The sequence below is a fragment of the Agrobacterium sp. 719_389 genome, assembly GCF_900188475.1.
Taxonomy (GTDB): domain Bacteria; phylum Pseudomonadota; class Alphaproteobacteria; order Rhizobiales; family Rhizobiaceae; genus Agrobacterium; species Agrobacterium radiobacter.
Genome location: NZ_FYEM01000011.1, coordinates 37,447 through 63,859, shown reverse-complemented (window position 1 = coordinate 63,859; position 26,413 = coordinate 37,447). Strand labels below are relative to the sequence as shown.

22 protein-coding genes are annotated in these 26,413 nt (G+C 60.7%); 9 read left to right on the top strand and 13 right to left on the bottom strand.

Annotation, left to right across the window (positions count from 1 at the left end; translation table 11 throughout):
- Positions 1-4: 4 nt before the first annotated feature.
- Positions 5-1,816, top strand: coding sequence for an ABC transporter ATP-binding protein (locus tag CFB10_RS19465; protein WP_020009874.1), 1,812 nt, complete (start codon positions 5-7; stop codon positions 1,814-1,816).
- Between the two features lie 40 nt (positions 1,817-1,856).
- On the opposite strand, the gene CFB10_RS19460 is transcribed toward CFB10_RS19465, so the two are convergent.
- The 6 genes from CFB10_RS19460 to CFB10_RS19435 are packed head-to-tail and all read right to left on the bottom strand — an operon-like array spanning position 1,857 to position 7,403.
- Entirely contained in the window at positions 1,857-2,666 is an 810-nt protein-coding gene (locus tag CFB10_RS19460) for an inositol monophosphatase family protein (RefSeq protein WP_020009875.1), read from the bottom strand.
- On the bottom strand, positions 2,663-3,499 hold the full coding sequence (locus tag CFB10_RS19455; protein WP_020009876.1) for a glycerophosphodiester phosphodiesterase family protein: 837 nt from the start codon (positions 3,497-3,499) through the stop codon (positions 2,663-2,665). Before CFB10_RS19455 ends, CFB10_RS19460 begins: the two co-directional genes overlap by 4 nt.
- A gap of 1 nt (position 3,500) precedes the next feature.
- Positions 3,501-4,535: an ABC transporter ATP-binding protein gene (locus CFB10_RS19450; protein ID WP_020009877.1), complete on the bottom strand. Its 1,035-nt coding sequence runs from the start codon at positions 4,533-4,535 to the stop codon at positions 3,501-3,503.
- Between the two features lie 9 nt (positions 4,536-4,544).
- Positions 4,545-5,369 carry an ABC transporter permease gene (locus tag CFB10_RS19445; RefSeq protein ID WP_020810974.1) on the bottom strand — a complete coding sequence of 275 codons (825 nt, stop codon included), beginning with the start codon at positions 5,367-5,369 and terminating at the stop codon, positions 4,545-4,547.
- A gap of 1 nt (position 5,370) precedes the next feature.
- Positions 5,371-6,255 carry an ABC transporter permease gene (locus CFB10_RS19440; RefSeq protein WP_020009879.1) on the bottom strand — a complete coding sequence of 295 codons (885 nt, stop codon included), beginning with the start codon at positions 6,253-6,255 and terminating at the stop codon, positions 5,371-5,373.
- Positions 6,252-7,403: an extracellular solute-binding protein gene (locus CFB10_RS19435; RefSeq protein WP_003505702.1), complete on the bottom strand. Its 1,152-nt coding sequence runs from the start codon at positions 7,401-7,403 to the stop codon at positions 6,252-6,254. The genes CFB10_RS19440 and CFB10_RS19435 overlap by 4 nt, the downstream gene beginning before the upstream one ends.
- Before the next feature lie 274 nt (positions 7,404-7,677).
- Here CFB10_RS19435 and CFB10_RS19430 point away from each other — a divergent pair, with 274 nt between their 5' ends.
- Positions 7,678-7,860, top strand: coding sequence for a hypothetical protein (locus CFB10_RS19430; protein ID WP_020009880.1), 183 nt, complete (start codon positions 7,678-7,680; stop codon positions 7,858-7,860).
- A 48-nt stretch (positions 7,861-7,908) separates the two neighbouring features.
- Here CFB10_RS19430 and CFB10_RS19425 read toward each other — a convergent pair whose 3' ends face one another.
- Positions 7,909-8,112: a CsbD family protein gene (locus CFB10_RS19425; protein WP_003521659.1), complete on the bottom strand. Its 204-nt coding sequence runs from the start codon at positions 8,110-8,112 to the stop codon at positions 7,909-7,911.
- Positions 8,113-8,294: 182 nt separating this feature from the next.
- Between CFB10_RS19425 and CFB10_RS19420 the strand changes: the two genes are divergently transcribed.
- From CFB10_RS19420 to CFB10_RS19400, 5 genes are all read left to right on the top strand, one after another.
- Positions 8,295-8,615: a GCG_CRPN prefix-to-repeats domain-containing protein gene (locus CFB10_RS19420; RefSeq protein WP_026363540.1), complete on the top strand. Its 321-nt coding sequence runs from the start codon at positions 8,295-8,297 to the stop codon at positions 8,613-8,615.
- Positions 8,616-8,814: 199 nt separating this feature from the next.
- A complete protein-coding gene (locus tag CFB10_RS19415) occupies positions 8,815-9,510 on the top strand; it encodes a superoxide dismutase (protein ID WP_026363541.1) in 696 nt (231 codons plus the stop codon).
- Positions 9,511-9,625: 115 nt separating this feature from the next.
- Positions 9,626-10,615 (top strand): tripartite tricarboxylate transporter substrate binding protein, encoded by a 990-nt coding sequence (locus CFB10_RS19410; protein ID WP_020009883.1) that lies wholly within the window; start codon positions 9,626-9,628, stop codon positions 10,613-10,615.
- A 438-nt stretch (positions 10,616-11,053) separates the two neighbouring features.
- Complete coding sequence (locus CFB10_RS19405) at positions 11,054-12,856, top strand: ABC transporter ATP-binding protein (RefSeq protein WP_020009884.1); 1,803 nt, start codon at positions 11,054-11,056, stop codon at positions 12,854-12,856.
- A 179-nt stretch (positions 12,857-13,035) separates the two neighbouring features.
- On the top strand, positions 13,036-14,643 hold the full coding sequence (locus CFB10_RS19400) for an ABC-F family ATP-binding cassette domain-containing protein (protein ID WP_020009885.1): 1,608 nt from the start codon (positions 13,036-13,038) through the stop codon (positions 14,641-14,643).
- On the opposite strand, the gene CFB10_RS19395 is transcribed toward CFB10_RS19400, so the two are convergent.
- The 4 genes from CFB10_RS19395 to CFB10_RS19380 are packed head-to-tail and all read right to left on the bottom strand — an operon-like array spanning position 14,637 to position 19,232.
- The gene (locus CFB10_RS19395; RefSeq protein ID WP_020009886.1) at positions 14,637-15,587 is read right to left on the bottom strand and encodes a spore coat U domain-containing protein; all 951 of its coding nucleotides are present in this window, start codon (positions 15,585-15,587) and stop codon (positions 14,637-14,639) included. The two genes, CFB10_RS19400 and CFB10_RS19395, sit on opposite strands and share 7 nt — an antisense overlap.
- The gene (locus CFB10_RS19390; RefSeq protein ID WP_020009887.1) at positions 15,584-18,022 is read right to left on the bottom strand and encodes a fimbria/pilus outer membrane usher protein; all 2,439 of its coding nucleotides are present in this window, start codon (positions 18,020-18,022) and stop codon (positions 15,584-15,586) included. The genes CFB10_RS19395 and CFB10_RS19390 overlap by 4 nt, the downstream gene beginning before the upstream one ends.
- Positions 17,994-18,713: a molecular chaperone gene (locus CFB10_RS19385; protein WP_026363542.1), complete on the bottom strand. Its 720-nt coding sequence runs from the start codon at positions 18,711-18,713 to the stop codon at positions 17,994-17,996. Before CFB10_RS19385 ends, CFB10_RS19390 begins: the two co-directional genes overlap by 29 nt.
- 21 nt (positions 18,714-18,734) lie before the next feature.
- On the bottom strand, positions 18,735-19,232 hold the full coding sequence (locus tag CFB10_RS19380; RefSeq protein WP_020009889.1) for a spore coat U domain-containing protein: 498 nt from the start codon (positions 19,230-19,232) through the stop codon (positions 18,735-18,737).
- 359 nt (positions 19,233-19,591) lie between these two features.
- Between CFB10_RS19380 and CFB10_RS19375 the strand changes: the two genes are divergently transcribed.
- Together CFB10_RS19375 and catB are read left to right on the top strand one after the other, a co-directional pair.
- Positions 19,592-22,381 carry a bifunctional aconitate hydratase 2/2-methylisocitrate dehydratase gene (locus CFB10_RS19375; protein ID WP_020009890.1) on the top strand — a complete coding sequence of 930 codons (2,790 nt, stop codon included), beginning with the start codon at positions 19,592-19,594 and terminating at the stop codon, positions 22,379-22,381.
- A 328-nt stretch (positions 22,382-22,709) separates the two neighbouring features.
- Positions 22,710-23,345 (top strand): type B chloramphenicol O-acetyltransferase, encoded by a 636-nt coding sequence (gene catB / locus CFB10_RS19370; protein ID WP_020009891.1) that lies wholly within the window; start codon positions 22,710-22,712, stop codon positions 23,343-23,345.
- Between the two features lie 46 nt (positions 23,346-23,391).
- Here the strand turns inward: catB and CFB10_RS19365 are convergent, their stop codons facing one another.
- Both CFB10_RS19365 and CFB10_RS19360 read right to left on the bottom strand, forming a co-directional pair.
- Positions 23,392-25,194: an NAD(P)/FAD-dependent oxidoreductase gene (locus CFB10_RS19365; protein WP_026363543.1), complete on the bottom strand. Its 1,803-nt coding sequence runs from the start codon at positions 25,192-25,194 to the stop codon at positions 23,392-23,394.
- 114 nt (positions 25,195-25,308) lie between these two features.
- Complete coding sequence (locus tag CFB10_RS19360; RefSeq protein WP_020009893.1) at positions 25,309-26,382, bottom strand: 2,3-butanediol dehydrogenase; 1,074 nt, start codon at positions 26,380-26,382, stop codon at positions 25,309-25,311.
- Positions 26,383-26,413: the final 31 nt, after the last annotated feature.

Here is a 26,413-nt window from a genome sequence, read left to right as displayed (position 1 = left end):
CACCATGGAAACAAAACCCGTCCTGTCCGTCCGTAACCTGACGACGTCCTTTCTCGTTGATGACAAATGGAAAAGTGTGGTGCGCAATGTGTCCTTCGATGTCGCGCCCGGTGAAACCGTCGCGATTGTCGGCGAATCCGGTTCCGGCAAGTCGGTCACGTCGCTATCTCTGATGCGCCTGCTTGCCCCGGCCTCCAGCCGGATCGAAGGCGAAGTCCTGCTCAACGGACGCAATCTGCTGGCGCTTTCCGAAAAGGACATGCGCGGCGTGCGCGGCAACGATATCTCGATGATCTTTCAGGAGCCGATGACCTCGCTCAATCCGATCTTCACCATCGGCCGCCAGATTTCCGAAGTCCTCATCAGGCACAAGGGGCTTTCGAAGCCGGAGGCGCGGGCAGAGACGGTGCGGCTTCTGGAAAAGGTCCGCATTCCCAATGCGGCCAGCCGTTTTGACGAATATCCGCATCAGTTTTCGGGCGGCATGCGCCAGCGGGTGATGATCGCCATGGCGCTCGCCTCGCGGCCGAAACTGCTGATCGCCGATGAGCCGACGACGGCGCTCGACGTCACCATTCAGGGCCAGATCCTCGACCTGATCAAGCTGCTACAGGAAGAGGAGGGCATGTCGGTCCTTTTCATCACCCATGACATGGGTGTGGTGGCGGAGATCGCTGACCGCACGATCGTGATGTATCGCGGCGATGAGGTCGAGACCGGGCCGACGGAGGACATCTTCCGGCACGGCAAACATCCCTATACGCGGGCGCTGCTTTCGGCGGTTCCGAAGCTCGGTTCGATGCGTAACCGGCAATGGCCGACGCGTTTTCCGGTTCTCGACATGAAAACCGGTCTTTCGACCGAGCCGGAGGAGGTGGCGGAAACGGTTGCAAGCGGCAAGACGCCGGTTCTGTCGGTCAAGAACCTTGTGACGCGCTTTCCCATCCGCTCCGGCCTGCTGGCGCGCCAGACGGGTGCGGTTCACGCCGTCGAAAACGTTTCCTTCGATCTCTTTCAAGGAGAAACGCTGTCGCTGGTGGGTGAATCCGGTTGCGGAAAATCCACCACCGGCCGTTCGATCATGCGCCTCGTTGAGCCTTCGTCCGGCGATGTGTCGCTCGACGGTTACGATGTGATGCGTCTCGATAACGTCGGCCTGCGCAACATGCGCAAATCGGTGCAGATGATCTTTCAGGACCCGTTCTCGTCGCTCAATCCGCGCATGACGGTGGGCACGGCAATTTCCGAACCCTTCATCAAGCACAGGCTGGGCAGCGCCAAACAGGCGAAGGAAAAGACTGCCGATCTTCTCGAAAAGGTCGGCCTTTCCGCCGATATGGCCAGCCGCTACCCGCACGAATTTTCGGGTGGTCAGCGCCAGCGCATCGCGATTGCCCGGGCACTGGCCCTCGATCCGAAGGTCATCGTTGCCGATGAAAGCGTCTCGGCGCTCGATGTTTCGATCAAGGCGCAGGTCTGCAATCTGCTGCTCGACCTGCAGCAGAGCCTCAACCTCGCCTTCCTGTTCATCAGCCATGACATGGCGGTGGTGGAACGTGTCAGCCATCGTGTCGCGGTCATGTATCTCGGCGAGATCGTGGAGATCGGCCCGCGTGCCGCCGTCTTCGACAACCCGCAGCATCCCTATACGAAAAAGCTCATGGCCGCCGTACCCGTGCCGGATCCGGCAAGGCGCGGGATAAGGCGCGGCATATCCAATGACGAGCTGAAGAGCCCGATACGGGCAATGGGATATGAAACGCCGACGCGAAACTACAGGACCGTATCGCCCGGCCACATGGTGCAGATAGCCTGAGACGATTACGGCAGCGCGGAATGTTTCGACGAAGAAACCGTTATAAGGGGTTCTTGGGCGAAACGCCGCGCAGATGCTCCATCAGATAGGCATGGGTCGCGGCATTGGCGACGATCAGCGTTCCGGTCTTCTCATAGAATTCCGGTCCGCGACCCCACCAGTCGGTCACAATGCCGCCGGCCTCCTGAACAAGGAGAATGCCGGCTGCCGTGTCGACGAATCCCGTCTCCTCGTAATAACCGGTAAGCCGTCCGCAGGCGACGTAAGCACAGGAATTGGCGGCGCTGCCGACAACACGAACCGCGCCGATCGGCGCGCGAATGGCGTCAAGGCGCTGATAGGCGCCGGGATAAAGCTGGAGATTGGGCGTGGGCAGGCCGGTGCCGACACACATGAGCGCGACATCCGTGCTGGCATTGACCCGCAGGCGCTCGCCATTGAGATAGGCGCCGTCTCCCTTGATCGTGGTGAACATCTCGTCGGAAACGGGATTATAGACCAGCCCGCAGATCGTTTCATTGCCGCGGCGAAGCGCGATGGTGATGGTGTAGTGCTGGCCGAAGAGGAAATTGGTGGTGCCGTCGATCGGGTCGACCAGCCAGCGGTGATCCTGATCCACCCCTTCGACGGGCGCGAATTCCTCACCCGTCAGTCCCCAGGGATATTGGCCGAGCAGGCGCTCGCGGATCAGCGTCTCGGAATCCCGGTCCGCATCCGAAACGAAATCCCCCGGTCCCTTGACGCCGATCTCGATGTCGCGGAAGCGCCTGAAATGGTCGAGCGTCAATGCGCCGGCCTCGCGGGCGGTGGCGACCATATGGTCGAGGATGGTGCTGTAATTGACTGTCATCGGCTGAAAACCTCGGCGAGCCCTTCCGGATCATCGGTGGTGATCTGGTCCACCTTAAGCCCCAGGAGGCGTTTCACCTGTTCGATGGATTGCGGTGTGACGCTGTTGATCGTCCAGGCGTCGACCCGGCGGCCGGCGGCGTGGATGGGGGCGATGATATCGACACCGGCATCCTCGGCGGCAAGCACGATCTCGTAGTCGAGATAGATCATCCCGGCATCGGGCGCGGTGGCAAGGGCGTCTTCGATGAAACCCAGGTAGTTTCCGCTTGTCTTCAGGTCTGCAAGTGTGCCGTGATCGCAGGGATCATATCCGGTGCGAAGTCCCGGCGCTGAGCCGGCCAGCATGGCGATGGCGTCGAAATCGCCGCCGGACAGGATCACCGAGCTTGCTATGGGCGAAACGCTTGTTCGGAAACCGGCGACCACCTGCGGGGTAAGCGCCTGCAGGTCCTCCTTGAAATCGAGCTGCAACAGCGCGTCGCGATGCACGGTCTCGCAGGCGAGCAGGGCGCAGAGGTCTTCGAGCAGCATCACCTTCGAAGCGATCGGCTGGCCGCCATTGTCGCGCAGGTGAAGCTGACGCAGCGCAGCGGCGGATGTGTCGCGCACTCGGCCGGTGCCTGTGGTTTCCCGTTCCAGCGTCCGGTCATGCAAAACGGCGCAGCCGTGATCGGCATGAATGACCAGATCGACCTCGATGCTCGCACCAAGGCGCATCGCCTCGATGATGCGCTCGCCGGTAAAGACCGGATCGCTGGCGTTTCGGCGGGCGCGATGCCATTTGAGCCAAGTCCTGTGGCCGTCGCGTTCGATAAGGATCGGCTGGTTCATGTCAGCTCCGATAGATTGGGCGGTTGTCGCGATAGGCCGTGACGGCACGGGGCGAAATTTGCACGCCCTGTCCCGTCCGGAACATATCCGGATGGGCGACCATGGATTTGATCCTTGTACCATCGGCGAGATCAAGGTCGACAAGGCCATGGGTGCCATAATCCGTCACCCGGTGTACGTGCGCTTCCGGCGTTTCGGAAATCGTCAGATCGATGGCTTCCGGGCGGACGGCGAGAATGGCCGGACCATCGGCGACGGGAAGCGGAAGGGTGAAATCCGCGCGCATGAAGTTTCCGTCTGAGACCGCGCCCTCTATCAGGTTCATGGTGCCGATGAAGCCGGCGACGAAAGGGGTCTGCGGTTCGCGGTAGATGATATTCGGCCGATCGATCTGTTCGGTCTTGCCATTCGCCATCACGACGATGCGGTCGGCCATGGAAAGGGCCTCATCCTGACCGTGGGTGACGAACAGCGTGGTGATACCGAGGCGCTGCTGGATATCGCGCACTTCCTCCCGTAACCGCTCGCGCAGATGCTGGTCGAGGCTGGCGAAGGGTTCGTCAAGCAAGAGGATTTTCGGTTCGAGAACCAGCGAGCGGGCAAGCGCCACGCGCTGCTGCTGGCCGCCGGAAAGCTGGCCGGTGGCGCGCTCGCCATAACCGGAAAGCCCGACGAGTTCGAGCACCGCCTCCACTTTTTCTCTGATCACGGCAGCCGGCATGCGGCGCAGCTTGAGGCCGAAAGCGAGGTTTTTGAAGACATTCATATGGCTCCACAGCGCATGGCTCTGAAATACCATGCCCGTTGGCCGTCGCTCCGGCGGCAGGTGGGTCACATCTTCGCCATCGATGGTGATCTGCCCGCCCGTCGGCTGCTCGAAACCGCCGACCATGCGCAGCAGCGTCGACTTGCCCGAACCGGAGGGACCGAGAAGGCAGACGAGCTCGCCATCGGCGACATCAAGCGAAAAACTGTCGACTGCCTTGGTGCCGCCGGAAAAGGTTTTTGAGACCTCGCGGATGTGAAGTACGGACATGATGATTTCCTAACCGCCGAAACCGCGGGCGAATGCACCGCCACCGATGACGCGGCGGGCGAACATGAGGGCAATGAAGGACGGCACCCAGAGCAGCACGGACAGAACCGCGCCATACTGGATGACCATCTGGTTGTTGATGTAGCTGATCATCAGAACCGGCATCGTGCGGATGCCGGGCGCCCCGATGAGCCACGCGCCTTCGGTTTCATAAAAAGTGCCGACGAAGCTGAGCAAAACGGCGGCTGCAATGGTCGGTCCCGCCTGCGGCAGGGTAATCGACCAGAAGACCCGGAGCGGACTGGCGCCGACATCACGGGCAGCCTCTTCCATGCGCCGGTCGACGGCCTGGAATGCCGCCACGGGAATCCAGATCATGAACATCAGCGTTCCGACGAGCTGGATCAGAACGACGCCCCAGAAGGTGCCGATAAGGTTGAGCTGCAGGAAAATGGCGGCAATCGCTACCAGAAGCCCGAATTTCGGGAAGGCGTGGCCGGCGAGGAAGGAGAAGAAGAGGAGGTTGCGGCCGGGAAAGCTCATACGCGCAAAGGCATAGGCGGCGGGAAGGCAGATCATCGCCGAAAGCAGCGTCACCACCGTTGTCAGCCGCAGGCTCAGCATCAGGGCGTTCCACACGTCGGCGCGCCCCAGCGTCTGGCCCCAGAAGCGGAAACCGAACTGCTGGGGAATGACGTTGGGAAAACGCCAGACCTCGGTAAATGCCCAGGTTCCGACAACAAGCAGCGGCCCGACGATGGCGATGGTGAGAAGGGTGGCGAAAAAGATGCCGGGCCAGTCCATGCGCGTTCGCGCCGGCGTAAGGGTCGTCATGTCATTTCCCCTGGTTGCGTGCGACCGAACGCACGTAAAAGAGGCCGAATGCGATGCAGAAACCGAAAGCGATGACGGCCTGGGTCATGGCGCCGATGGGGTCCTGCACTTCGCGCAGCGTGCGCTGCATGAAGGGGCCGAGCATTTCGGGAGAGGCCGGGCCCAGGAGATAGGGCAGGGTGAAGGAAGAAAAAATGCCGAGCACCGAAAAGGAAAGCACCACGAGAATGGAATTGGAAATGCGTGGCAGGATGATGTGCCAGAAGACCTGCAGCGCGTTTGCGCCCACATCCCGCGCCGCCTCCACCGACTGGTTGGCGACGCTGCCGAGGCCTGCAAGCAGGATGAGCACGGTCAGCGGAATATTGTCCCAGACAAGACCGATGACCGGCCCCCATGGCGTGAGATAGGGCGTGCGGATTTTCGGCAGGTCGACCGCATTGAGCAAGATGTCCACCATGCCGTTCGGCCCGAGAACGCGGATGAAGGCGAAGGCGAGGATGATGGAGGGCACGAACATCGGGAAGATGGCAAGCGCCTGCACATAAGCCGAAAGACGACCTTGCGAAAAGCGAAGGTAAAGCGCGATCGGCAGGCAGATGACCAGCAGGAGGATGGCGCAGACCATCGTCGTCCACAATGTCACGGCAAGATTGTCGAGGCTGTAGCGATCTGAGAAGAAGAAGGCGTAGCTCGAAAGGTCGAAACTCGTTTCACCATTGGCGCCAGTGCGCCACACGGTGCGGCCGATGGCATTGATGGCAGGCCAGATGACGAGCCAGATCATCAGGAACACGGGAATGGCGACGAGCAGGAGGCCGATGGGCCTCCTGCCTGCCGTATTGTCAATGAGCGGGCGAACCGCTCCTGCTCCGACCTCGGTCACGACTTGCGGTTAACGTTGGGAGCGACGTTGCGATACCAGCCATCATTGATGGCGGTTTCCCATTTACCGGCCGGGAAGGTTGGAATGGTCTGCGGAATGATGTCGGCGAAACGCTTGCGCAGGTCGGCCGACACATGGTCCCAGGAAACGCCGGGGAAACCGCCCAGCTCGTTGAGGATCGCGCCCTGAATTTCTTCGGACAGCACAAAATTGGCGAGCTTCAGGGCCGCATCACGATTGGCCCCGTTGGCAAGCACCACGGCGCGCGAGAAATCACCGCAGAGCGCCAGATCCTGAAGCTGGACGAGGCCGGTTTCCTTCGGCAGAACGCCCTGATCGATGGCCTTCAGCACCTGATCGGACCAGACGGGGGTCATGGTGACGACGCCCTGGGAAAGAAGCTGCAGCGACTGCGTGTTGCCGGAGGAGTATGCGCCCTTGTCATAGAGCGACGGGGCGATATCGGTCAGCAGCGCCCATGCCTTGCCCAGAGCCTTGTCACCGGCTTCCTGGGTGTAATTGTCGACCGTGAAGGCCTTGGGATCGAGACCGTTGGCCTGATGGATGGCGCGGCGGACGAAGTTGCCGCCGGAGCCGCCCTTGTCGGGACGGTTATAAACGAACTGGCCGGGATTTGCCTTGATCCACTTGACGAGTTCATCCCAGGTCTTCGGTGCATCCGCCGGCTTGAGCTTGCTGGTGTCATAGGCGAGCAGAACCTGGCTGCCGCGATAGGGCAGGCTGTATTCGCTGCGGATGGCAAGCGGGTTGACGCGCGAATAATTGGAAAGGCCGGCTTTCGCCATGTTCACGTAGATGCCGGCATCGATGGCGCCGGTGGGAAGCAGCGGATCGGCCGTTTCGAAATAATCGGCCTGCGGATCGGTGCCCGTCTGCTTTGCTGCGATGGCGCGCTCGCCGATGGCCATGATGCCGGCGCTGTCGCCGGCATCGACGAGGTTGAGCTTCAGGCCGGGATTGGCGGCTTCAAAAGCGGGCTTGATCGTATTGGACCAGAAATCGAGGATATTCGTATCCGAACTGGTGTACCAGTCGATCGTGCCCGGAGCAGCGAAGCTCATGCGCGGTGCAAGGGCGAGGCCGGCGGCGGCGCCTGCGGCGGACATCATAAAGGTGCGGCGTTTCATCTATGTCTCCGATGTTTTCGGCGCGAGTGGAACTCTGAGCGCTGACGCTTGAGAGATGGACGGGAAAGGCTCTGGCCATCAGTTGCACAGCCGTGCATTTTTGAACGGGCCGGCGGCGGTTCTAATGTCTTTCCATAACGCTTTCGTGACGGTTGATGCCGGCCCGGTCTCGCCGCCCTTTGTGGCCACGGGTGATCCGAAGGCGCCGGGGGCTCTACCAAAGCGGTTTTCGGGCAGATAGGATGACAGCGATAACACGGGAGGGAGGGGAGCGATGATCGCAGCCTATATTGACGAGTTCATCATGTTTTGTGCAGGGCTGTGGATAACATGCGTCGGCTTTGGTTATCTACCGCTGTCGAAAAACACGGTTAGTCAGCCGCCGGTTGTTCGTCATTTCAGATGGATGGGGCCTCTGCTGATCGCCATTGCCGCCGTTCTGGCCTTGGCCAGCTGACCGGGAAATCCCGCGCAAAGAAAAACCCCGCCGAAGCGGGGTCTCGTCTTACCAGGTCTGGCGTCCATACCAGTCGTCGATATCTTTCCTGGTGCGGTCCTTTTCATAACCGTAGCGCTCCTGGATCTTGCCTTCGAGCTGCTCGCGTTTGCCGTTGATGACGTCAAGATCGTCGTCGGTGAGTTTACCCCACTGCTCCTTGATCTTGCCCTTCATCTGCTTCCAGTTTCCTTCAACGCGATTCCAATCCATCGGTGCTCTCCCATTTTGTTTGGCTTGCACTGGTAAATGTCCGAGCCTGCGCAGGGTTCCGCCCGGCGGCCGGAATGTTCGGCGCAACTGTGGCCTGCTGCCACGAAAAGATCACGATTCATTCAGCCACAGTTCACCCGGCAGGGCGCTAAATCCCCCCATCCCACAAGGAGGGAAATAAGATGCGCAAGATGATTTTAACCGCCGGACTGATTTTCGGCGCCCTGTTCGGCACCGGTGCCAATGCCATGCCCGTGGGCCAACCGTCTGCACCCTCGGCATCCCACATTCAAAGGGTGGATTATGCCTGCGGACGCGGCTTTCACCTGTCACCCCGCGGCTATTGCCGTCCGAATGGCCCGCCCCGCTATGAGCGCGGCTGGGACCGGCGCGACCGCTGGGAAGCCCGTCGTGAATGGCGCGAGCGTCAGGCAAGACGGGAATGGCGTGAGTGGCGCGACCGCAGAGACTATCGCGACCGCCGAGACTACTATCGATACTGATCGGGCAAGGCCCTCTCCAGCCGGGAGGGCCTTTCTCCTATGGGGCGGTCAATTCATCCCGCATCCCGCCCCGGCAGGGCGTGAATACAGCGCCGCCGCCTCTCATCTCCATAACCTGCGACAGAATTGCATTCGGCGTGAGGAAACCCGGGCGGCAGTTTGGGGTTAGTCCCATATCACTGTTCATAAGGAGGATATGATGGACATCAACAGACGCACCATTCTCACCGCCGCCGCCGCTACTACCGCCGCTGCAATCTTTCCCCGCCCGCATGTCGCGCGTGCCGCACTGCCCCTGACGCAGCCCAGGCTTCCTTTTGCCGAAGCCGATCTGGCTCCGGTCATCTCGGCGAAAACCGTGGGTCTGCATTATGGAAAACACCACAAGGCCTATTACGACAAGCTGAACACGCTCGCCGCCGGCACGCCTTACGCCGATATGGAGCTGGTGGAAATCGTGACGCAATCCGCCAAATCAAAAGAGGCGGCCGATGTCAAAATCTTCAACAACGCCGCGCAGGCCTGGAACCATGTCGCCTATTGGGACCAATTCGTACCGGGCGGTCCGAACCGGCCTACGGGTGATCTTTCCGCTTCGATAAACGAGACCTTCGGCGATTATGATGGTTTCATCAAACGCGCGGTCGATGTCTCCGATACGGTCTTCGGCACCGGCTGGGTTTGGCTGACGCGTGACGACGGCGACAAGCTCGCGCTGATCGGATATGAGGACGGCAAGAACCCCGTCGCTGTCGGCCGCCCGGCCTATCTCGGCATCGATATATGGGAGCATGCCTATTACGTGGATTATGAAAACCGCAAGGCCGAACATATCCGCGCCGTGCTCGACAAGCTGGTGAACTGGCGGGTCATCGAAGAGCGCCTGAAAGCGTAACGAATCCTCTTTCTCCCGAAACCCGCCGGAAGCGTCCGGTCCCCGGCGGGTTGCCCTGAGGTGCATTTGAGCTACTATGCGCCCATGGCGAGGAGGCCATGTTACAGGAGGGTTCATGATTTACCGGTCTTCAAAACGGCGCACGGTGCTGAAACTTGCCGCCGCGGCGGTTTCTTTGGGAATGTTTGGAACGGCTGCGAGCGCGCAGGGCTTCCCCGAGCGAACGATTACTCTGGTCGTTCCTTTCGCGGCGGGCGGCTCTACCGATGTGGTCGCGCGTGTTATCGCGCAGAAGATGGGTGATGAACTCGGCCAGCAGATCGTCGTTGAAAATGTCGCCGGCGCAGGCGGCAATCTTGGTGCAGACCGCGTGGCCCGCGCCGAACCCGACGGATACACGATCCTGATGGGCACGGTTGCCACCCACGCTCTCAACCCGCTTATTCTCAAGACCAAGCCTTATGATCCGGAGAAGGATTTTACGCCGGTCTCGCTGCTGGTGGTGGTGCCGAATGTGCTGGTCGTCAATCCGAAGCTCAACGTCAACAGCGTCGCAGAGCTTATTGCCCTGCTGAAGGCCGAGCCGGACAAACATGCCTATGCCTCTTCCGGCAACGGCACCCCGCTGCATCTTTCCGGCGAGCTGTTCAAGAGCATGGCCGGTGTCAGCATGCAGCATGTCCCCTATAAGGGCGCGGGCCCGGCGCTCAACGATCTGCTCGGCAACCAGATTTCGATCATGTTCGACAATCTGCCCTCTTCATCGGGACATATAAAATCCGGCACGTTGCGGGCGCTCGGCGTCACCACCAAGGAGCGTGCATCATCTTTCCCGGATCTGCCGACCATCGGCGAGACCGTGCCGGGTTATGAGACCTATACCTGGAATGCGCTCTTTGCGCCCGCCGGTACGTCGGCCGAGGTAGTCGACAAGCTGAACGCCGCCGCCAAGAAGGCGCTTGCCGATCCGGCGGTGGCCGCACGCATGGCGGATTTCAGCGCCAAGATCGTCGCCTCTTCGCCGGATGAACTGAAAACCCACGTTGCGGCTGAGATCGCCAAGTGGGGACCGGTGGTCAAGGACGCGAATGTGCAGATGGACTGACCGGCAACGGTAGGCACCATTCCGATTTTCCGCCGTGCATCCAACCTGATAAAACCGTGGCCGACGCGTTCGTCGCATCGGCCACGGTTTATACCGCCGCATCCAGCCGGTGTGGCGTTTCCGCATCACTCACCAGCCGGTTGTAAAAACCCGCTTGGCAAGCTCGAACTGCTGAGTTACAAATCTCAATACCGCGTCAGATCGAACAAAGGGAGGCGTTGCATGACACCAGTATTCATCAAAACCCTCCCGCAGGGAATGGCCCGCCACTAGGTCATATCCATTCGCGGCCCGCCCTGAGCGCGCCCGACATGCGGTTCTGTTTTCCTTCATAGCCCGATTGATCTGACGGGATCATTTTGTCTCCCGCCCGGGCTGTGCCATCCAACTTCCGTTTTGAGGACCGGTTGCCGAATCCGTCGCGCCGGGCTGGTTAAAATGTCACGCAAGAAGCTCGATTTCCGCGCTGATGCATATCGCAATGTGCTCGGCTTTGTTTTCAACCATTGGCGCAACCGGCCGGCGCTGGTGGGTTTCATCATCGTGCTGGTAATTGCCAGCACGCTGGCCGAAGTGATGGTGCCGGTCTTTTCCGGCCAGATCGTTGATGCCATTGCCGGCGGTAACGGTGCTGGCAATGGGGCCGATGGGGCGTTGCGCGCTTTCGTCATCGTTGTGTCGCTTGGGCTGGTGAGTGTGGTGCTGCGCTGGTTCATCTTCAATGGCATCATCAGGCTCACCCTGAAGACCATGGCGGATGTCACCCATAACGGCTTCCACAAGGTCCAGCGTTTCTCCACCGACTGGCATGCCAACAGCTTCGCCGGTTCCACGGTGCGCAAGATCACGCGCGGCATGTGGGCGCTGGATTCGCTTAATGACCTGCTGCTCGTCGCACTTTTGCCTTCCATCGTGATGCTGGTGGGCGCCACCATCGTGCTCGGCAGTTACTGGCCGGTCATGGGCCTGATTGTCGGCCTCGGCTCGCTGATCTATGTCGGCGTCACTGTGGGACTTTCTATGGGTTATGTCTCGCCGGCGGCAAGGCTCGCCAATGCCTGGGATACCCGGCTTGGCGGCGCGCTGGCGGATGCCATCAGCTGCAACTCCGTGGTCAAGGCCTTCGGCGCCGAGACCCGCGAGGAAACGCGGCTGGGCCATGTGCTGGTGAAGTGGGACAACCGCACGCGCAGGACATGGAAGCGCGGCACGCTGAACGGCACGATCCAGAGCTTCATGATGGTCTCCATGCAGGCCGGTATTCTCGGCACCGGCCTCATCATGTGGCGGCAGGGGCTGGCGACGCCGGGCGACATTACCTTCGTGCTGGCGATGTTCTTCGTGCTGCAGGGTTATCTGCGCGATGTGGGGCAGGATATCCGCAACCTGCAACGCGCCGTCAACGACATGGAAGAGCTGGTGCTGCTGGACAAGATGCCGCTCGGCATCGAAGACAGGCCGGACGCCGGACCGATCAAGATCGGAAAGGGCGAGATCGTCTTTGATCACGTCACCTTCCAGTATGGCGCGCATACCACACCGCTTTACGATGACTTTTCGGTCACCATCAAGGCGGGTGAACGTGTGGGCCTGGTTGGCCATTCCGGTTCGGGCAAGACAACCTTCGTCAAGCTCATCCAGCGGCTTTACGACGTCAAGTCGGGCGCGATCCGCATCGACGGCCAGAATATCGCCGGGGTCACGCAATCGAGCCTGCGCGGCCAGATCGCCATCGTGCAGCAGGAGCCTATCCTGTTTCACCGCACGCTGGCGGAAAACATCGCCTATGGCCGGCCGGACGCCACGCGGCGTCAGATCGAGCAGGCGGCGAAACAGGCGAGCGCCCATGATTTCATCATGTCCCTTCCCAAGGGTTATGAGACGATGGTGGGCGAGCGTGGTGTCAAGCTGTCCGGCGGCGAACGTCAGCGTGTCGCGATTGCCCGTGCTTTCCTCGCGGATGCGCCGGTGCTGATACTGGACGAGGCGACTTCCAGCCTCGACAGTGAAAGCGAAGTGCAGATCCAGCAGGCGATGGAACGGCTGATGGTCGGCCGCACCACACTGGTCATCGCGCACCGGCTTTCCACGGTCAGGGCGCTGGACCGGCTGCTGGTCTTCGACAAGGGCAAGATTGTCGAAGAGGGTGACCACCAGGCACTGATCCGCCTCCATGACGGCATCTATCGCCGGCTGTTCGAACGGCAGGCGCTGGAGCTGACCAAGGGGCTGGTGGCCTGAAAAAACGAAACGCCGGGGTTTCCCCCGGCGTTCCCTTCCCGAACATTAAACCCGCGCCACGAACACGCCGTTTTCTTCGCGTAAGGGCGTGTTCTGCGCAACACCAACAGGACGGTGAACCATGGATTTCCACCCGATCACAAAGCCGCAACGCCTTGTCATCAGGGGAACCCATATCCATGCCGCATTCCATCACGCTTTCCGACCTCTCGTGGTCAACACCTGACGGTCATCCGCTCTTTTCCAACATCAATCTTCGCTTCGGAGCGGAACGCACCGGCCTTGTCGGGCGCAACGGCGTCGGCAAGACGACGCTTCTGAAACTGATTGCGGAGGAATTGTCGCCATCCGCGGGCACGGTTTCCGTCTCGGGCAGCGTCAATCTTCTGCGCCAGAGCGTGCAGGTCATGTCCGAAGAGACCGTCGCCGACCTGTTTGGCGCGCGCGATGCGCTTGATGTCCTTGCCCGTGCGCAGGCGGGAACGGCCAGTCTCAAAGAGCTTGAAGATATCGACTGGATGCTGGAGGACAAAATTGCCGGGGCTCTGGCGCAGGTCGGGCTGGACGCCTTGCCCTCCACACCGCTTTCGGCGCTGTCCGGCGGGCAGCGCACGCGGGCCGCACTTGCGGCTCAAATCCACGCCGCCCCCGATTTCCTGATCCTCGACGAACCCACAAATAATCTCGACCGGGAGGGGCGCATTTTCGTCGCCGATTTTCTGGCGGCCTGGCGTGGCGGAGCGATCGTCGTCAGCCATGATCGGGAGCTTCTCGAAACCCTCGATGCGATCGTGGAAATGACCACGCTCGGGGCAACCCGTTACGGCGGCAACTGGAGCTACTATCGCGCACAAAAAGCGCTGGAGCTGGCCGCCGCCGAACAGGACTTCGCGAATGCGGAAAAGCGTCTGTCCGAGGTCAGGCGCCGTTCACAGGAGGCGCTGGAGCGCAAGGCCCGCCGTGACAGCAGGGGTGCTGCTAAGGCGGCGAGGGGCGACATGCCCCGTATCCTTGTCGGTGCGATGAAAAGGCGTGCCGAAAAGACGAGCGGCGACAACGCCAATCTGGCCAGCCGCCTGACGGCCGAGGCGACGGAAGATCTGAAGACGGCGCGGGAGCGGATCGAAATTCTGCAGGGCGTCAGTGTCACATTGCCGCCCAGCGGGCTGCACGCGACAAAAACCGTTCTGAGCCTGCAAAATCTGACTGCGGGGTATCGGGCCGAACACCCCGTGCTTCGCGACCTGTCCTTCGAGGTCACCGGGCCGCAACGCGTTGCCGTCACTGGTCCGAACGGATCGGGAAAAACGACGCTGCTTTCGGTGATCACGGGGGACTTACCGCCATTCGAAGGGACGGTGCATGTTGGGGTGAAGTCCGTGTTTCTCGACCAGCAGGTCAGCCTGCTCGACGCGAGCCTGTCCATCCGCGACAACTTCCTTCGTCTCAACCCACAGGCGGGGGAGAATGCCTGTCGCGCGGCGCTCGCACGCTTCATGTTTCGTGCCGATGCCGCCTTGCAGATCGTTGCAACACTCTCGGGCGGGCAGATGCTCAGGGCAGGTCTCGCCTGTGTTCTGGGAGGCCCGCAGCCTCCGCAATTGCTGATCCTCGATGAGCCGACGAACCATCTCGATATCGATTCCATCGCCGCCGTGGAGGCTGGCCTTCGGGCCTATGACGGCGCCTTGCTGGTCGTCAGCCATGATGAGGCGTTTCTCGCCGGCATCGGCATCGATCGGCGGCTGGAACTTGGAAAGTCAGAGGTGCGTTCGGCCCCTCAGTAGTTCACCGTCACGACCACCGTATCGGAGTAGTTTCCCGGCGCCGGCGTGTTCTGCGCCGGGACGCGTCCGTAGACGGTCAATGTCTGCAGGCTGCCAGTTCCGGTGCCGGTGGCTATCTCGCCCGCCGCACTTCCCCAGACATTCGTGCGGTTCACGTCGCGGTAGAGACCATAGGTTATCGATGCGCCCGCCTGCACCATCTGGCGCGCGGCGGGCGGGCTGTTGCTCAGTCCGCCATTGAGCGCCACACTGTAGTTCAGATTGGTGGTGCAGGTCAGATTGATCGCTCCGGTCGCATTAACTGCCGTGTTCAGCACGCCGTGACTGCCGAAATCGATGTTCTGGGCCGAGATGATGCATGTGGGCGCCACTGCGGCCGATACGTTGAACGGCACCTGCGTGGGGTTCTGGGTCACGGAAGAGCAGCTCGGTGCGAGCAGGGTAAAGCTCGTATAGGTGAAGCTCGTTTCCGCGCCGGCGAAGCTGGAAAGATAAAGGCCGCGCGCAGCCGAGGCCTGACCGGCGTTGATCCGGCCATAGACCGTGCGGCTCGTGGTGTTGATCAGGAGCGGCAGCGCCATATCGATTGGCGGAGGCGAACCGAGTGCGGGCTGCGTGACCGATCCCCATGAGGTTGTCCGCGCCGAGTTCTGGTAGAGCTGGTAATTGAGGATGTTGCTGCCCTGAAGCATGCGACGTATGCCGCCCGACTGCCCGCCGCTTCCGGCATTGATATTGGGGCAGATGCGGATGGAAAGCGCCAGCGACAGGGGATTGGAGCAGGTGACTGACAATGTCGCCGTCGTGTCCACGGCGCTGCCGCTTGCGAGATTGACGAAGCCGAAATTCATGTCCGACATGCTGAAGGTGCAGCTTTGCGCCAGTGCCGGTGAAGCCGGGAGGAAAGCGGCGATGGCAAGGGCGGTACGGGTCAGGACCTTCATTGGATGCTCCTGCATAGGGTTTCGAAAGTTGCGCGCGTCGTGCCCGCAGAGGGTAGGGTGATCTGTGCTTCGCATTCGCCCTTCGTCGGCTGCATGATGCGGAGCCGATGCGTTTCGCTGATATTGTCGAGATAGGCCTGTCCGTCATAACCGACGATGAAATCGCGTTTGCCGTCGATTTTGCCGGTCGATCCGGTTTCGATGAATTCGCCGCTCTCGTCTTTCAGCGTCACCAGCGCCACCTGCCCCTCGGTTTCCACTTTGAAATTGACCACCGCGCCGGCCTGCTGTGTCGGCCTGACGGTCTGTTTCGTCCGGTCGATGCGGGCGTCGACGGGAAGATTGCTCGGGTCGAGCGTGATGTTGTTAACGTCATAGGAGCGCAGGTTCGGAAGCAATATCTTGCCGCGGCGGTTGGTCTGGCCGATGGGGCGGTTTTCCAAAAGGATATCGACGCCGGGCGCACCCGCATCCACCACGGCGAAAGCGTCGTCGATCCGGTTGCCGACAAAGACATCGCCGCCGGCGAGCGCTATCGATCCTTCGATCTGCGCATAGGCCTGTGTCGTGCGGTTGAATTGGTCGACGCCGGCCGAAACGCGCGCGGCGCTGCCGCGGTAACTGCCGGAAACGGAGGCGATATCGTTGCCGCCGGTCGAGCCGCGCAGGCGCCAGCCATAACTTCCCTCGGCCTGCTCTTCGGATTTTCCGACCTCGGCCGTCAGCGAATATCCATCCGCATCCGACGACATGCCGGCCGAGCCGGAGACGCCGCCGCCGAACGACCAGGAGAGGCCCGCGAAGATGCCGTAGGATTTATTGTCCTCGAGATCTTTATAGGCGGTGATGAAGATATTGCCGTTCTCGCCGAACGGCCGCGTGGCGGAAAGGCCGAGCAGCCGGGATCGTCTTTCATCGAAGGTTTCGAGTTCCGTATAGGAGAAATTGAGGCTGGTCTCATCGAAACCGAGCTGGGTGGAAACGGAAATCTGGTCGAGGGCACGCGGCGGCCGCGCGCTCAGCAGCCCGGATACCGTGCGGATATCGGACAGGTCGGCGGAGACGGAGGCCATATCGTGATAATCGCCGAATGTCCTTTGCGACCGTGCGTGAAATTTTACCCCCAGCAATTCCGCTTCGACGCTTGCGGAAAGCTGATAGCCGCTTTCCGCGCCAAAGCGGCTCGATGCGCCCGAAACCGCCGCCAATCCCTCCGCTCCAAGGGTGAAGACGCCGCCAAAGCCGATATTGTAGAAATTCTCGCCGCCTTCCGCATGGCCTTCCAGCGTCAGGCTGTCCGACACGCCATAACGCAGCGTCGCCGAGCCCAGCGGTTTGTCATCGTAATCGAAAGACGAGGTTCCGTAATTGCGCCGGGCAAAGCCAAGCTCGGCCGAAAAATCGATGAGGCCCTGCGCCAGCAAGTCCGGTGAAGCATAAAAGGGCGTTTCGGACACGGTTTCGCGCCCCAGCGCATCCCGCACCACCAGCCGCGCATTGCCCGCGCCGCTGATGACGGGGAGATTGGTGATCGAGAAGGGCCCTTCGGGAACATCCTGCGACAGGCGGCGGACATTGTTGACATAGACGTCGACGGTGGAGGGCACGGCTGCGGAACCGGCAAATTCCGGCATCGGCATGGTGACGATATCCGGCCGCAGGTCGAAATTACGGCGAATCTGCAAACCGCCCAGCCGTGTCGGGCGTGTCCAGCTCAGCCCGCCGGTGATGAGATCGCCGGCCCGATAGCTCGTCAACGTGTCCTCGTCCGAATAGCTCCAGGTGGTATCGAGACGCTGGGTATCGAACTCCGACAGGCGCGATGTGCTCAGAACCTGCGATGAGGACAGCACGCCGAGCGGACCGAAGGCCCTGCTTTCCAAAAGGGCCGAGACACCGTTGAAGTCGGCGATATCCGACCATTTGTTGCCGCCGGAGGAACCATAGATCGTGTAATTCACCAGACCTCCAAAATCGCTCGTGGCCTTTTCCCGGGTCTCTTCATCTTCTTCCTGCGCAATCTTGCCGGAGGCGTCGATCACCCTGTTCGCCCGCGCCGCCATCGGCAGGGTGAAATGCATGGACTGGCTGCCTTCATCGTAACGCGCCACCACATCCGGCAGCCGGGAAACATCGATCCAGCCATCATCGCCGGCAGCGCTTTCAACCGGGGAAATCCCGATATTGGTGAGCTGTTCCGGCTCGATGAGAAACGATCCGGCGTCGTTTTGACGAAATGTGGCGATCAGTTCTGTCGAAACATCGTTGATGTAGACTTCGAGCTGCAACTGTCCCGCTTCTTTTGCGGCAAAAGAGGCCGGTTGCGCCGCAGGGGGAATATCCTGCGCCACGGAGAAACTGCCCGATGAAATGACCGTCAGAGCGGCAATCGTCAAAACGGCGAGATCAGCCGCCCGAGACGCGCGCCGTCGCATTGACGGGGCCGCCTTCGCTGTCTGCCGAAATCTTCAGCGTGCCGCCGCCTTTTTTGCCGCCCGTTGCCGGAACCACAAAGCTTGCGGCGGATCCGCCAAGCACATATCCCACCAGCCCCTGCTGCCGGGCAAGCGCCTGCCCGTTGCTACCGGAAAGCATCAGGTTGGCGATCCTTATCCGCTTTGCGCCCGTATTGGACACCGAGACCCGGTAGCCATTGCCCTGCGGCGTTACCTTCCAGGCCGGTTCCGCATCGCCTGTGGAGGCGGGTGAGAAGAAAACGGGTATGGAGTGGCGCACCACCAGATTGACCGTGCCGGATTGCGGTCTTCCCGCCGGCGGCAATTCGTCGACAATGACGCGGTAACTCTCTTCGGCCCGAAGCGGCGCCTTGGAAAGCCGGACGATGCGGATGAGGTTTTCCGCGCCTCCCTTCAGCTGCGTCATCGGCGGGCTGGCGACGACGTCCTGCGCCGCCGTATAGACGTCCTGCCCATTCTGCTGGGTCCAGCGGAATATCCTGACCTGAACGTTGATCGGGGTTTTCGCATCGTTCCAGATGCGGAGGCTGGAGGCCGCAGTGGGCGCTTTAAGATCCAGAAGCACGGGTGCGACCCGTAGCGATGCAGACTGTGAAGGTGAAACACTCAAACCGGCAAAAAACGCAGCCGCTAAGGTAAAAACACGCATGCGCGATCCTCCCTGTGGCGATCAGTAGTTGAGCGTGGCCGTCACCGTATCGGTATAGACGCCGACCGCGGGTGTCGTTTGGGCAGGTACGCGCCCATAGACAGTGAAAGTCTGCGGCGCCCCGGTTCCGGTTCCCGTTTGCCGGTCCGTTCCCACGGTGTTCCCCCACACCGTGCTATGTGCCGCAGTCGTATAAAGCGAGTAGGAAATGGTCGCGCCCGCAGGCGATGTCATCAGACGGTTGGCGACCGTCGCCCCCGAGCCGGCGCCGGCGCTGAGACCCAGGCTGAAGGGTGTGCTGGTCGTGCATTGCACGACAATATCGCTGGTCGCATCGATATTGCTGCCGATCACACCATTGGTGCCGAAATTGAGATTGCCGGCGGAATTGATCTGGCACGCCGCCTGAATGGTGATCTGGACGTTGAAATTCGTCGTGGCGACCTGCGCGACGCCCGATGCCGGTGTGAGGACCAGTGCCGCAAATGATAATAAATAGCCTGATGCTGCAAACTTCATGCTGCCTCCCCAAGCTGCTGCGCTGCTGATTTTTCGGTGCGCAACATGGAATTACGCCAATAACGGGTAATTAGAATAATCTAATACTCGTACCGATTTGGTTAATAAATCCTTAATGAGGGATGCCTGAAAAACCACTGGCTGAAATGCAGCGGGCGCCACAATCAAAAGTGTCGCGACGTGGTTGCAAAGCACAGGATCGACGCTAAATCCCGTCTACGAGTTTTTTACTGAAATGCGACATCTTGTCAGCCGGCCCCGGTTGGCGTACTCGAAATCGATAGAAACCCGGGCCGATCAACAGTACCGTTCGGTGACGCTGTGTTCGGCCCCATAGACATCATGACGTTGGGATTGCGATGAACCTTTACTTGGATTACCTGGCTGAAATCAAAAGCAGAGAACCACAGGGTCTCGCGCCCAAGCCGATCGATGACGGTGCACTGACGGCCGAGATTATCGAACTCATCAAGGATGCGGGCAGCGAGCACCGCGCTGATGCCCTGAAATTCTTCATCTACAACACCCTGCCGGGCACCACGAGCGCCGCCGGCGTCAAGGCGGCCTTCCTGAAGCAGATCATCCTCGGCGAAGTCGTCGTGCCGGAGATCGCGCCTTCCTTCGCGCTGGAGCTGCTGTCGCACATGAAGGGCGGCCCGTCGATCAAGGTGCTGCTCGATATCGCGCTCGGCAACGATGCTGCGATTGCCGCTGAGGCCGGTGAAGTGCTGAAGACGCAGGTGTTCCTTTACGATGCCGACATGTTCCGCCTGCGCGACGCCTACAAGGCCGGCAACGCCATCGCCAAGGCCGTGCTGGAAAGCTACGCCAAGGCCGAATTCTTCACCAAGCTTCCGGATGTAGAAGACGAGATCAAGATCGTCACCTTCATCGCCGCCGAAGGCGATATTTCCACCGACCTCCTGTCTCCCGGCAATCAGGCGCATTCGCGCTCGGACCGCCAGCTGCACGGCCAGTGTATGATCTCGCCGGAAGCGCAGGCGGAAATCGTCGCGCTGCAGAAGCAGCATCCGGACAAGCGGGTGATGATGATCGCCGAAAAGGGCACGATGGGCGTCGGCTCGTCACGCATGTCGGGCGTCAACAACGTGGCGCTGTGGACCGGCAAGCAGGCCAGCCCCTATGTGCCCTTCGTCAATTACGCCCCCATCGTCGCCGGCACCAACGGCATCTCGCCGATTTTCGCCACCACCGTCGATGTGACGGGCGGCATCGGTATCAACCTGAAGAACTGGGTGAAGAAGCTCGGCGAAGACGGCAAGCCGATCCTCAACAACGATGGCAACCCGATCCTCGAGCAGAAATATTCGGTCGAGACCGGCACCGTCCTCAAGATTGACGCCAAGAACCGCAAGCTCCGCGACGAGGCCGGCACGGAACTGGTGGATATCGCCTCTTCCTTCACGCCCCAGAAGATGGAATTCATGAAGGCCGGCAGCTCTTACGCTATCGTCTTCGGCAAGAAGCTCCAGACATTTGCGGCTGAAACGCTCGGTGTCGAGACCACTCCGGTCTTCGCGCCCAACAAGGAAATTTCCATCGAAGGCCAGGGCCTCACCGCCGTCGAGAAGATTTTCAACCGCAACGCCGTTGGCGTCACCCCCGGCAAGGTGCTGCATGCCGGCTCGGACGTTCGCGTCAAGGTCAACATCGTCGGCTCGCAGGATACGACCGGCCTGATGACCGCGCAGGAACTGGAAGCGATGGCGGCCACCGTCATTTCGCCGCTGGTGGATGGCGCCTACCAGTCGGGCTGCCACACGGCCTCCGTCTGGGACAAGAAGGCGCAGGCGAATATTCCGAAGCTCATGTCCTTCATGAACAATTTCGGCGTCATCACCGCGCGCGATCCGAAGGGCGCCTATCACTCCATGACGGACGTGATCCACAAGGTGCTGAACGACATCACCGTGGATGACTGGGCGATCATCATCGGGGGCGACAGCCACACCCGCATGTCCAAGGGCGTTGCCTTCGGTGCTGACTCCGGTACCGTCGCACTGGCGCTGGCAACGGGCGAGGCGACCATGCCGATCCCGCAGTCGGTCAAGGTCACCTTCAAGGGCACGATGCAGCCCTATATGGACTTCCGCGACGTGGTGCACGCCACGCAGGCGCAGATGCTCCAGCAGCACGGCGACAACGTCTTCCAGGGCCGTATCATCGAAGTCCACATTGGCACGCTTCTGGCGGACCAGGCCTTCACCTTCACCGACTGGACGGCCGAGATGAAGGCCAAGGCGTCGATCTGCATTTCCGAAGACGAGACGCTGATCGAGTCGCTGGAAATCGCCAAGTCGCGCATCCAGATCATGATCGACAAGGGCATGGACAATGCCGCGCAGACGCTGAAGGGTCTGATTGACAAGGCAGATCAACGCATTGCGGAAATCCGTTCAGGTGAAAAGTCAGCTCTGAAACCGGACGCCAACGCGAAATATTTCGCCGAAGTCGTCGTTGATCTCGATGTTATCAACGAACCGATGATCGCCGACCCTGACGTCAACAACAACGACGTCTCCAGACGCTACACGCACGACACAATCCGCCCGGTATCCTATTACGGTGCGGCCAAGAAAGTCGATCTCGGCTTCGTCGGCTCGTGCATGGTGCATAAGGGTGACGTGAAGATCGTCGCGCAGATGCTGCGGAACATCGAAAAGACCGAAGGCAAGGTCGAGTTCAAGGCGCCGCTCGTCGTCGCCGCACCGACCTACAACATCATCGATGAGCTGAAGGCCGAAGGGGATTGGGAAATCCTGCAGAAATATTCCGGCTTCGAGTTCGATGACGTCAACCCGAAGACGTCCAACCGCACCGAATACGAAAACATCCTTTATCTCGAGCGTCCGGGCTGCAACCTTTGCATGGGCAACCAGGAAAAGGCGGCAAAGGGCGACACGGTTCTGGCGACGTCCACTCGTCTCTTCCAGGGACGTGTCGTTGAAGACAGCGCCGAAAAGAAGGGTGAATCGCTTCTGGCCTCCACGCCGGTCGTGGTGCTCTCGGCCATCCTCGGCCGCACGCCGAGCATCGAGGAGTATCGCTCCGCCGTAGACGGGATCGACCTGACGAAGTTCGCCCCGCCGAAGGTAACGCCGATCGATTCCCAGTCGGTCCACTACTAAGGCCAGGACCATCGCGGTGTGCGGGACAAGGACGCCCGCGCCGGCGATGCAGTGAAAATGCCGAACCAACGAGAGCAGCGGGGAGAAATCCCCGCTGTTGCTTTATGTGCCGCCGGGATTTCGGCAATGCAGGCTTCAAACATGTCTTGGCTTGGTCTTCTCCGGTTTTTGCGATAACCAGACTGCATGATAAAAGCCTCGAGTATCACCTGCATCTAGCTCCCGCCGTTGCGTGAGGAGCATCGAGCGAAAAGCCGACAGGCTTGGCGCTCGGCGTCGGCTTGCCCTGAGGCAAGCGAATGCGAACATATGTAGTGAGATTACTCCAATGGAAAATTACTTCGAAAGCCCGTTCCGGGGCATCACGCTTGACAAGCAGGTCAAGAACCCGAACCTCGTGGTCGGGAAATACAGCTATTATTCCGGTTATTATCACGGCCACAGCTTTGAGGACTGCGCCCGTTATCTGTTGTCGGATGAGGGCGCGGACAGGCTGGTGATCGGAAGCTTCTGCTCGATCGGTTCGGGCGCCGCCTTCATCATGGCGGGTAATCAGGGGCATCGCAACGAGTGGATCAGCACCTTCCCGTTTTTCTTCATGCCCGAGGTGCCGGAATTCGAAAATGCCGGGAATGGTTATCTGCCGGCGGGCGATACCGTCATCGGTAACGATGTCTGGATAGGCTCGGAAGCGATCATCATGCCCGGCGTCACGGTTGGTGATGGCGCGGTGATCGGAACGCGGGCGCTGGTGACGAAGAATGTCGAGCCCTATGCCATCGTTGGTGGCAATCCCGCAAAGACGATCCGCAAGCGGTTCGATGATGACAGCATCGCCCTCCTGCTCGAGATGAAATGGTGGGATTGGCCGGCGGAGCAGCTGAAGGCGGCAATGCCGCTCATGACCAGCGGCAATGTCGCGGAGCTTTACCGGTTCTGGCAATCCGATAAGTCCCAGTCGTAAAAATCCCCGGCCCGCCTCATCGAGACGGGCCGGAACTCCGTCCAGGTCAGGACATATGATGCGGCTTCTGAAGGCCGTAAACGGGCGTTTTCAGGCCCACCTGTCTCGCCTTGAGCTGGAGCGAGAGATATTGCGAATAGTGCCGCGATTGATGCAGGTTGCCGCCGTGGAACCACAGCGCCTGCTGTTGTGTCGGCTTCCACATGTTGCGCTGCTCGCCTTCCCATGGGCCGGGATCCTTGGTGGTGTCGGAACCGAGGCCCCAGCATTTGCCCACCTTGTCCGCCACTTCGCGCGAAATGAGATCGGCCGCCCAGCCATTCATCGAACCATAGCCGGTCGCATAGACCACCAGATCGGCAGGCAGTTCCGTGCCGTCTTTCAGCACCACGGCATTCTCCGTCAGGTGCGAGACATCCACCCCGGATTTCAGCTTGATCGAGCCGTCGATCACGAGGTCACAGGCCCCGACATCGATGTAATAACCCGATCCACGCCGCAGATATTTCATGAACAGGCCGGATTCGTCATCGCCGAAATCGAGCATGAAACCGGCTTTCTCAAGCGCGGCATAAAAGTCGGCATCCTGTTCGCGAATGCGATCGTAAACGGGAACCTGGAATTCATGCATGATCCTGTAGGGCAGGGAAGCGAAGATAAGGTCGGCCTTGCGCGTGGTCATGCCGTTTGCCACCGCCCGCTCGGAATAGAGGTCGCCGAGACCGATATCCATCAGCGAGTCGGATTTGACGATATGGGTGGAGGACCGCTGCAGCATGGTGACGTCGGCGCCCGCTTCCCAGAGCGCTGCGCAGATATCATGCGCCGAGTTGTTGGAACCGATCACCACGACCTTCCTGCCGGCGTAGGCGTCCGGACCCGGATGCTGCGAGGAGTGCTGCTGCTCGCCCTTGAAGACATCCTGTCCGGGGAATTTCGGGATATTCGCCTTGCCTGACATGCCTGTCGCCAGCACCAGCTGTTTCGGCCGCAGCACGACCTCCTTGCCGGCGCGGTCGACAACCACGGTCCATTCGCCCGTCGCCTCATCATATCGGGCGGACTTGCAGGTGGTGGAGCCCCAATAATTCAGCTCCATGACTTTTGTGTACATTTCCAGCCAGTCTCCCACCTTGTCCTTCGGCGTAAAGACGGGCCAGTTTTCCGGGAACGGAATGTAGGGCAGGTGGTCGTACCAGACGGGGTCATGCAGGCAGAGCGATTTGTAGCGCTTGCGCCAGCTGTCGCCGGGCCGTTCATTCTTCTCGATGATGATCGCCGGCACACCGAGCTGGCGAAGCCGCGCGCCGAGCGCAATGCCGCCCTGTCCGCCGCCGATAATGACGACATAGGGCTGCTCCGAATAGCCGAGTTCGGCGGCCTCAGCCTCACGTTTTTCCTTCCAGGTCCGGCGGTTGCGGTCGTGGCCGTGCTCCGCGCCCATCGGGCGGCGGATGCCCTTCGGCTCTTCGTGGCCCTTCAGTTCGCTCATGGTGGTGAGCAGGGTCCAGATCAGCCCGTCTTTCAGGCGGATGTGGCCGTAACCGCGGGCGACACCGGTCTCGAACTCGAACCAGCCTTCGGTGACGCCATCGCCTTCCGAGGCCTGCTCCTTCACATCCTGCACCAAGCCCGAGGGTTTGATGGCGGAAAGCTGGTTTGTCAGCATGTCGCGGATCTGCTCACGGCCTTCCAGCGTTTTCAGGTTCCAGGTGAAGGTTACGAGGTCGCGCCAGTAGCAATCGGCCTGAAACAGGTTGACGGCCGCATCTATGTCTCCATTTTCCAGCGCATTGCCGAGCTTGGAAAGAACCGTGTCGATTTTGGTGGCGGGACTGACATCAAGCATATTCATCTCCTCCATGGTGCTTGGTCTGATGGGTGGAGCGGCGAAATCACCGCCCCGAAAGCCTGTGCGCAAGGCATACCGGGCTCCTCTCCCGGCATGCCTTGGGAGGCAGGCCTATTTCGAAAGATCGATCAGGATCTTCAGATGGGTGCCGGCGGGGTCGAGCAGGGCATCAAAGCCCTCAGACACGGCCGTATCGAGCGTGATGCGCTTGGTAACGATCTTCGTCGCCGGCAGCAGGCCGGAGGCGATGAGCCGGATGACCCGCGGCCAGTAATGGGTCGGATAGGCCCATGAGCCCTTGATCTCCAGGTCGCGGAATGTCACCTGGAACCAGTCGATCGGGTTTTCATGCGGATGCAGGCCGGTCTGTACGACGACGCCCTGTTTGCGCACGGCGTCGACGCAGGCCTTGAGCGCATGTTCATTGCCTACGCATTCGATGGCGACATCGCAGCCGACCTTGCCTTCCGTTGCTGCGCGCACGACATCGCCGACATTGTCGCGCTTCGGGTTGATAGTGATGACGTCGGGGACGATACTGTGGGCAAGCTCAAGGCGGGCGTCATTGAGATCGGACACGAAGAGCTGGGCAGCGCCGGCCGCACGCGCTGCCAAAAGCGTGAGCATGCCGATCGGGCCAGCGCCCGTGACCAGAACGCTGTTGCCGGCGGTGACGCCGCCGCGGTCGCAGGCATAGACAGCAACGGCCGAGGGTTCAACGAGTGCGGCCTCTTCATCTGTCATCTCGTCGGGAATCTTCTGAACGTTATATTCGTTGACGAGTGCCGCCTGCGCCATGCCGCCGCCTTCCCAGCTGAGACCGACCAGCGCCAGCTGCGTGCTCAGATGAAAGAGGCCACGGTCGGCGAAATAGTCACCGGATCGCGGCATGATGAGCGGCTGGATCGAGACGCGATCACCGACGTCGACCGAGGTGACGCCTTCGCCGATGGCCTCCACGACACCGCCGAATTCGTGACCGAGAATTTGCGGGCCATGTGCGCCGGTAAAGGGGTGCGGTTCGGTGGGGATGAAGATCGGACCGTAACTATATTCATGCAGATCGGTGCCGCAGATGCCGACGAATCGGTTGCGGACAAGAACCTGTCCCGGCCCCGGCCGTTTCGGCTCGGGAATGTCTTCAACCCGCAGGTCCCTGGCTGCATGAAATCTGAGCGCGCGCATGTTTTCTCCTCGATGGCTCCTGATGCCAGAG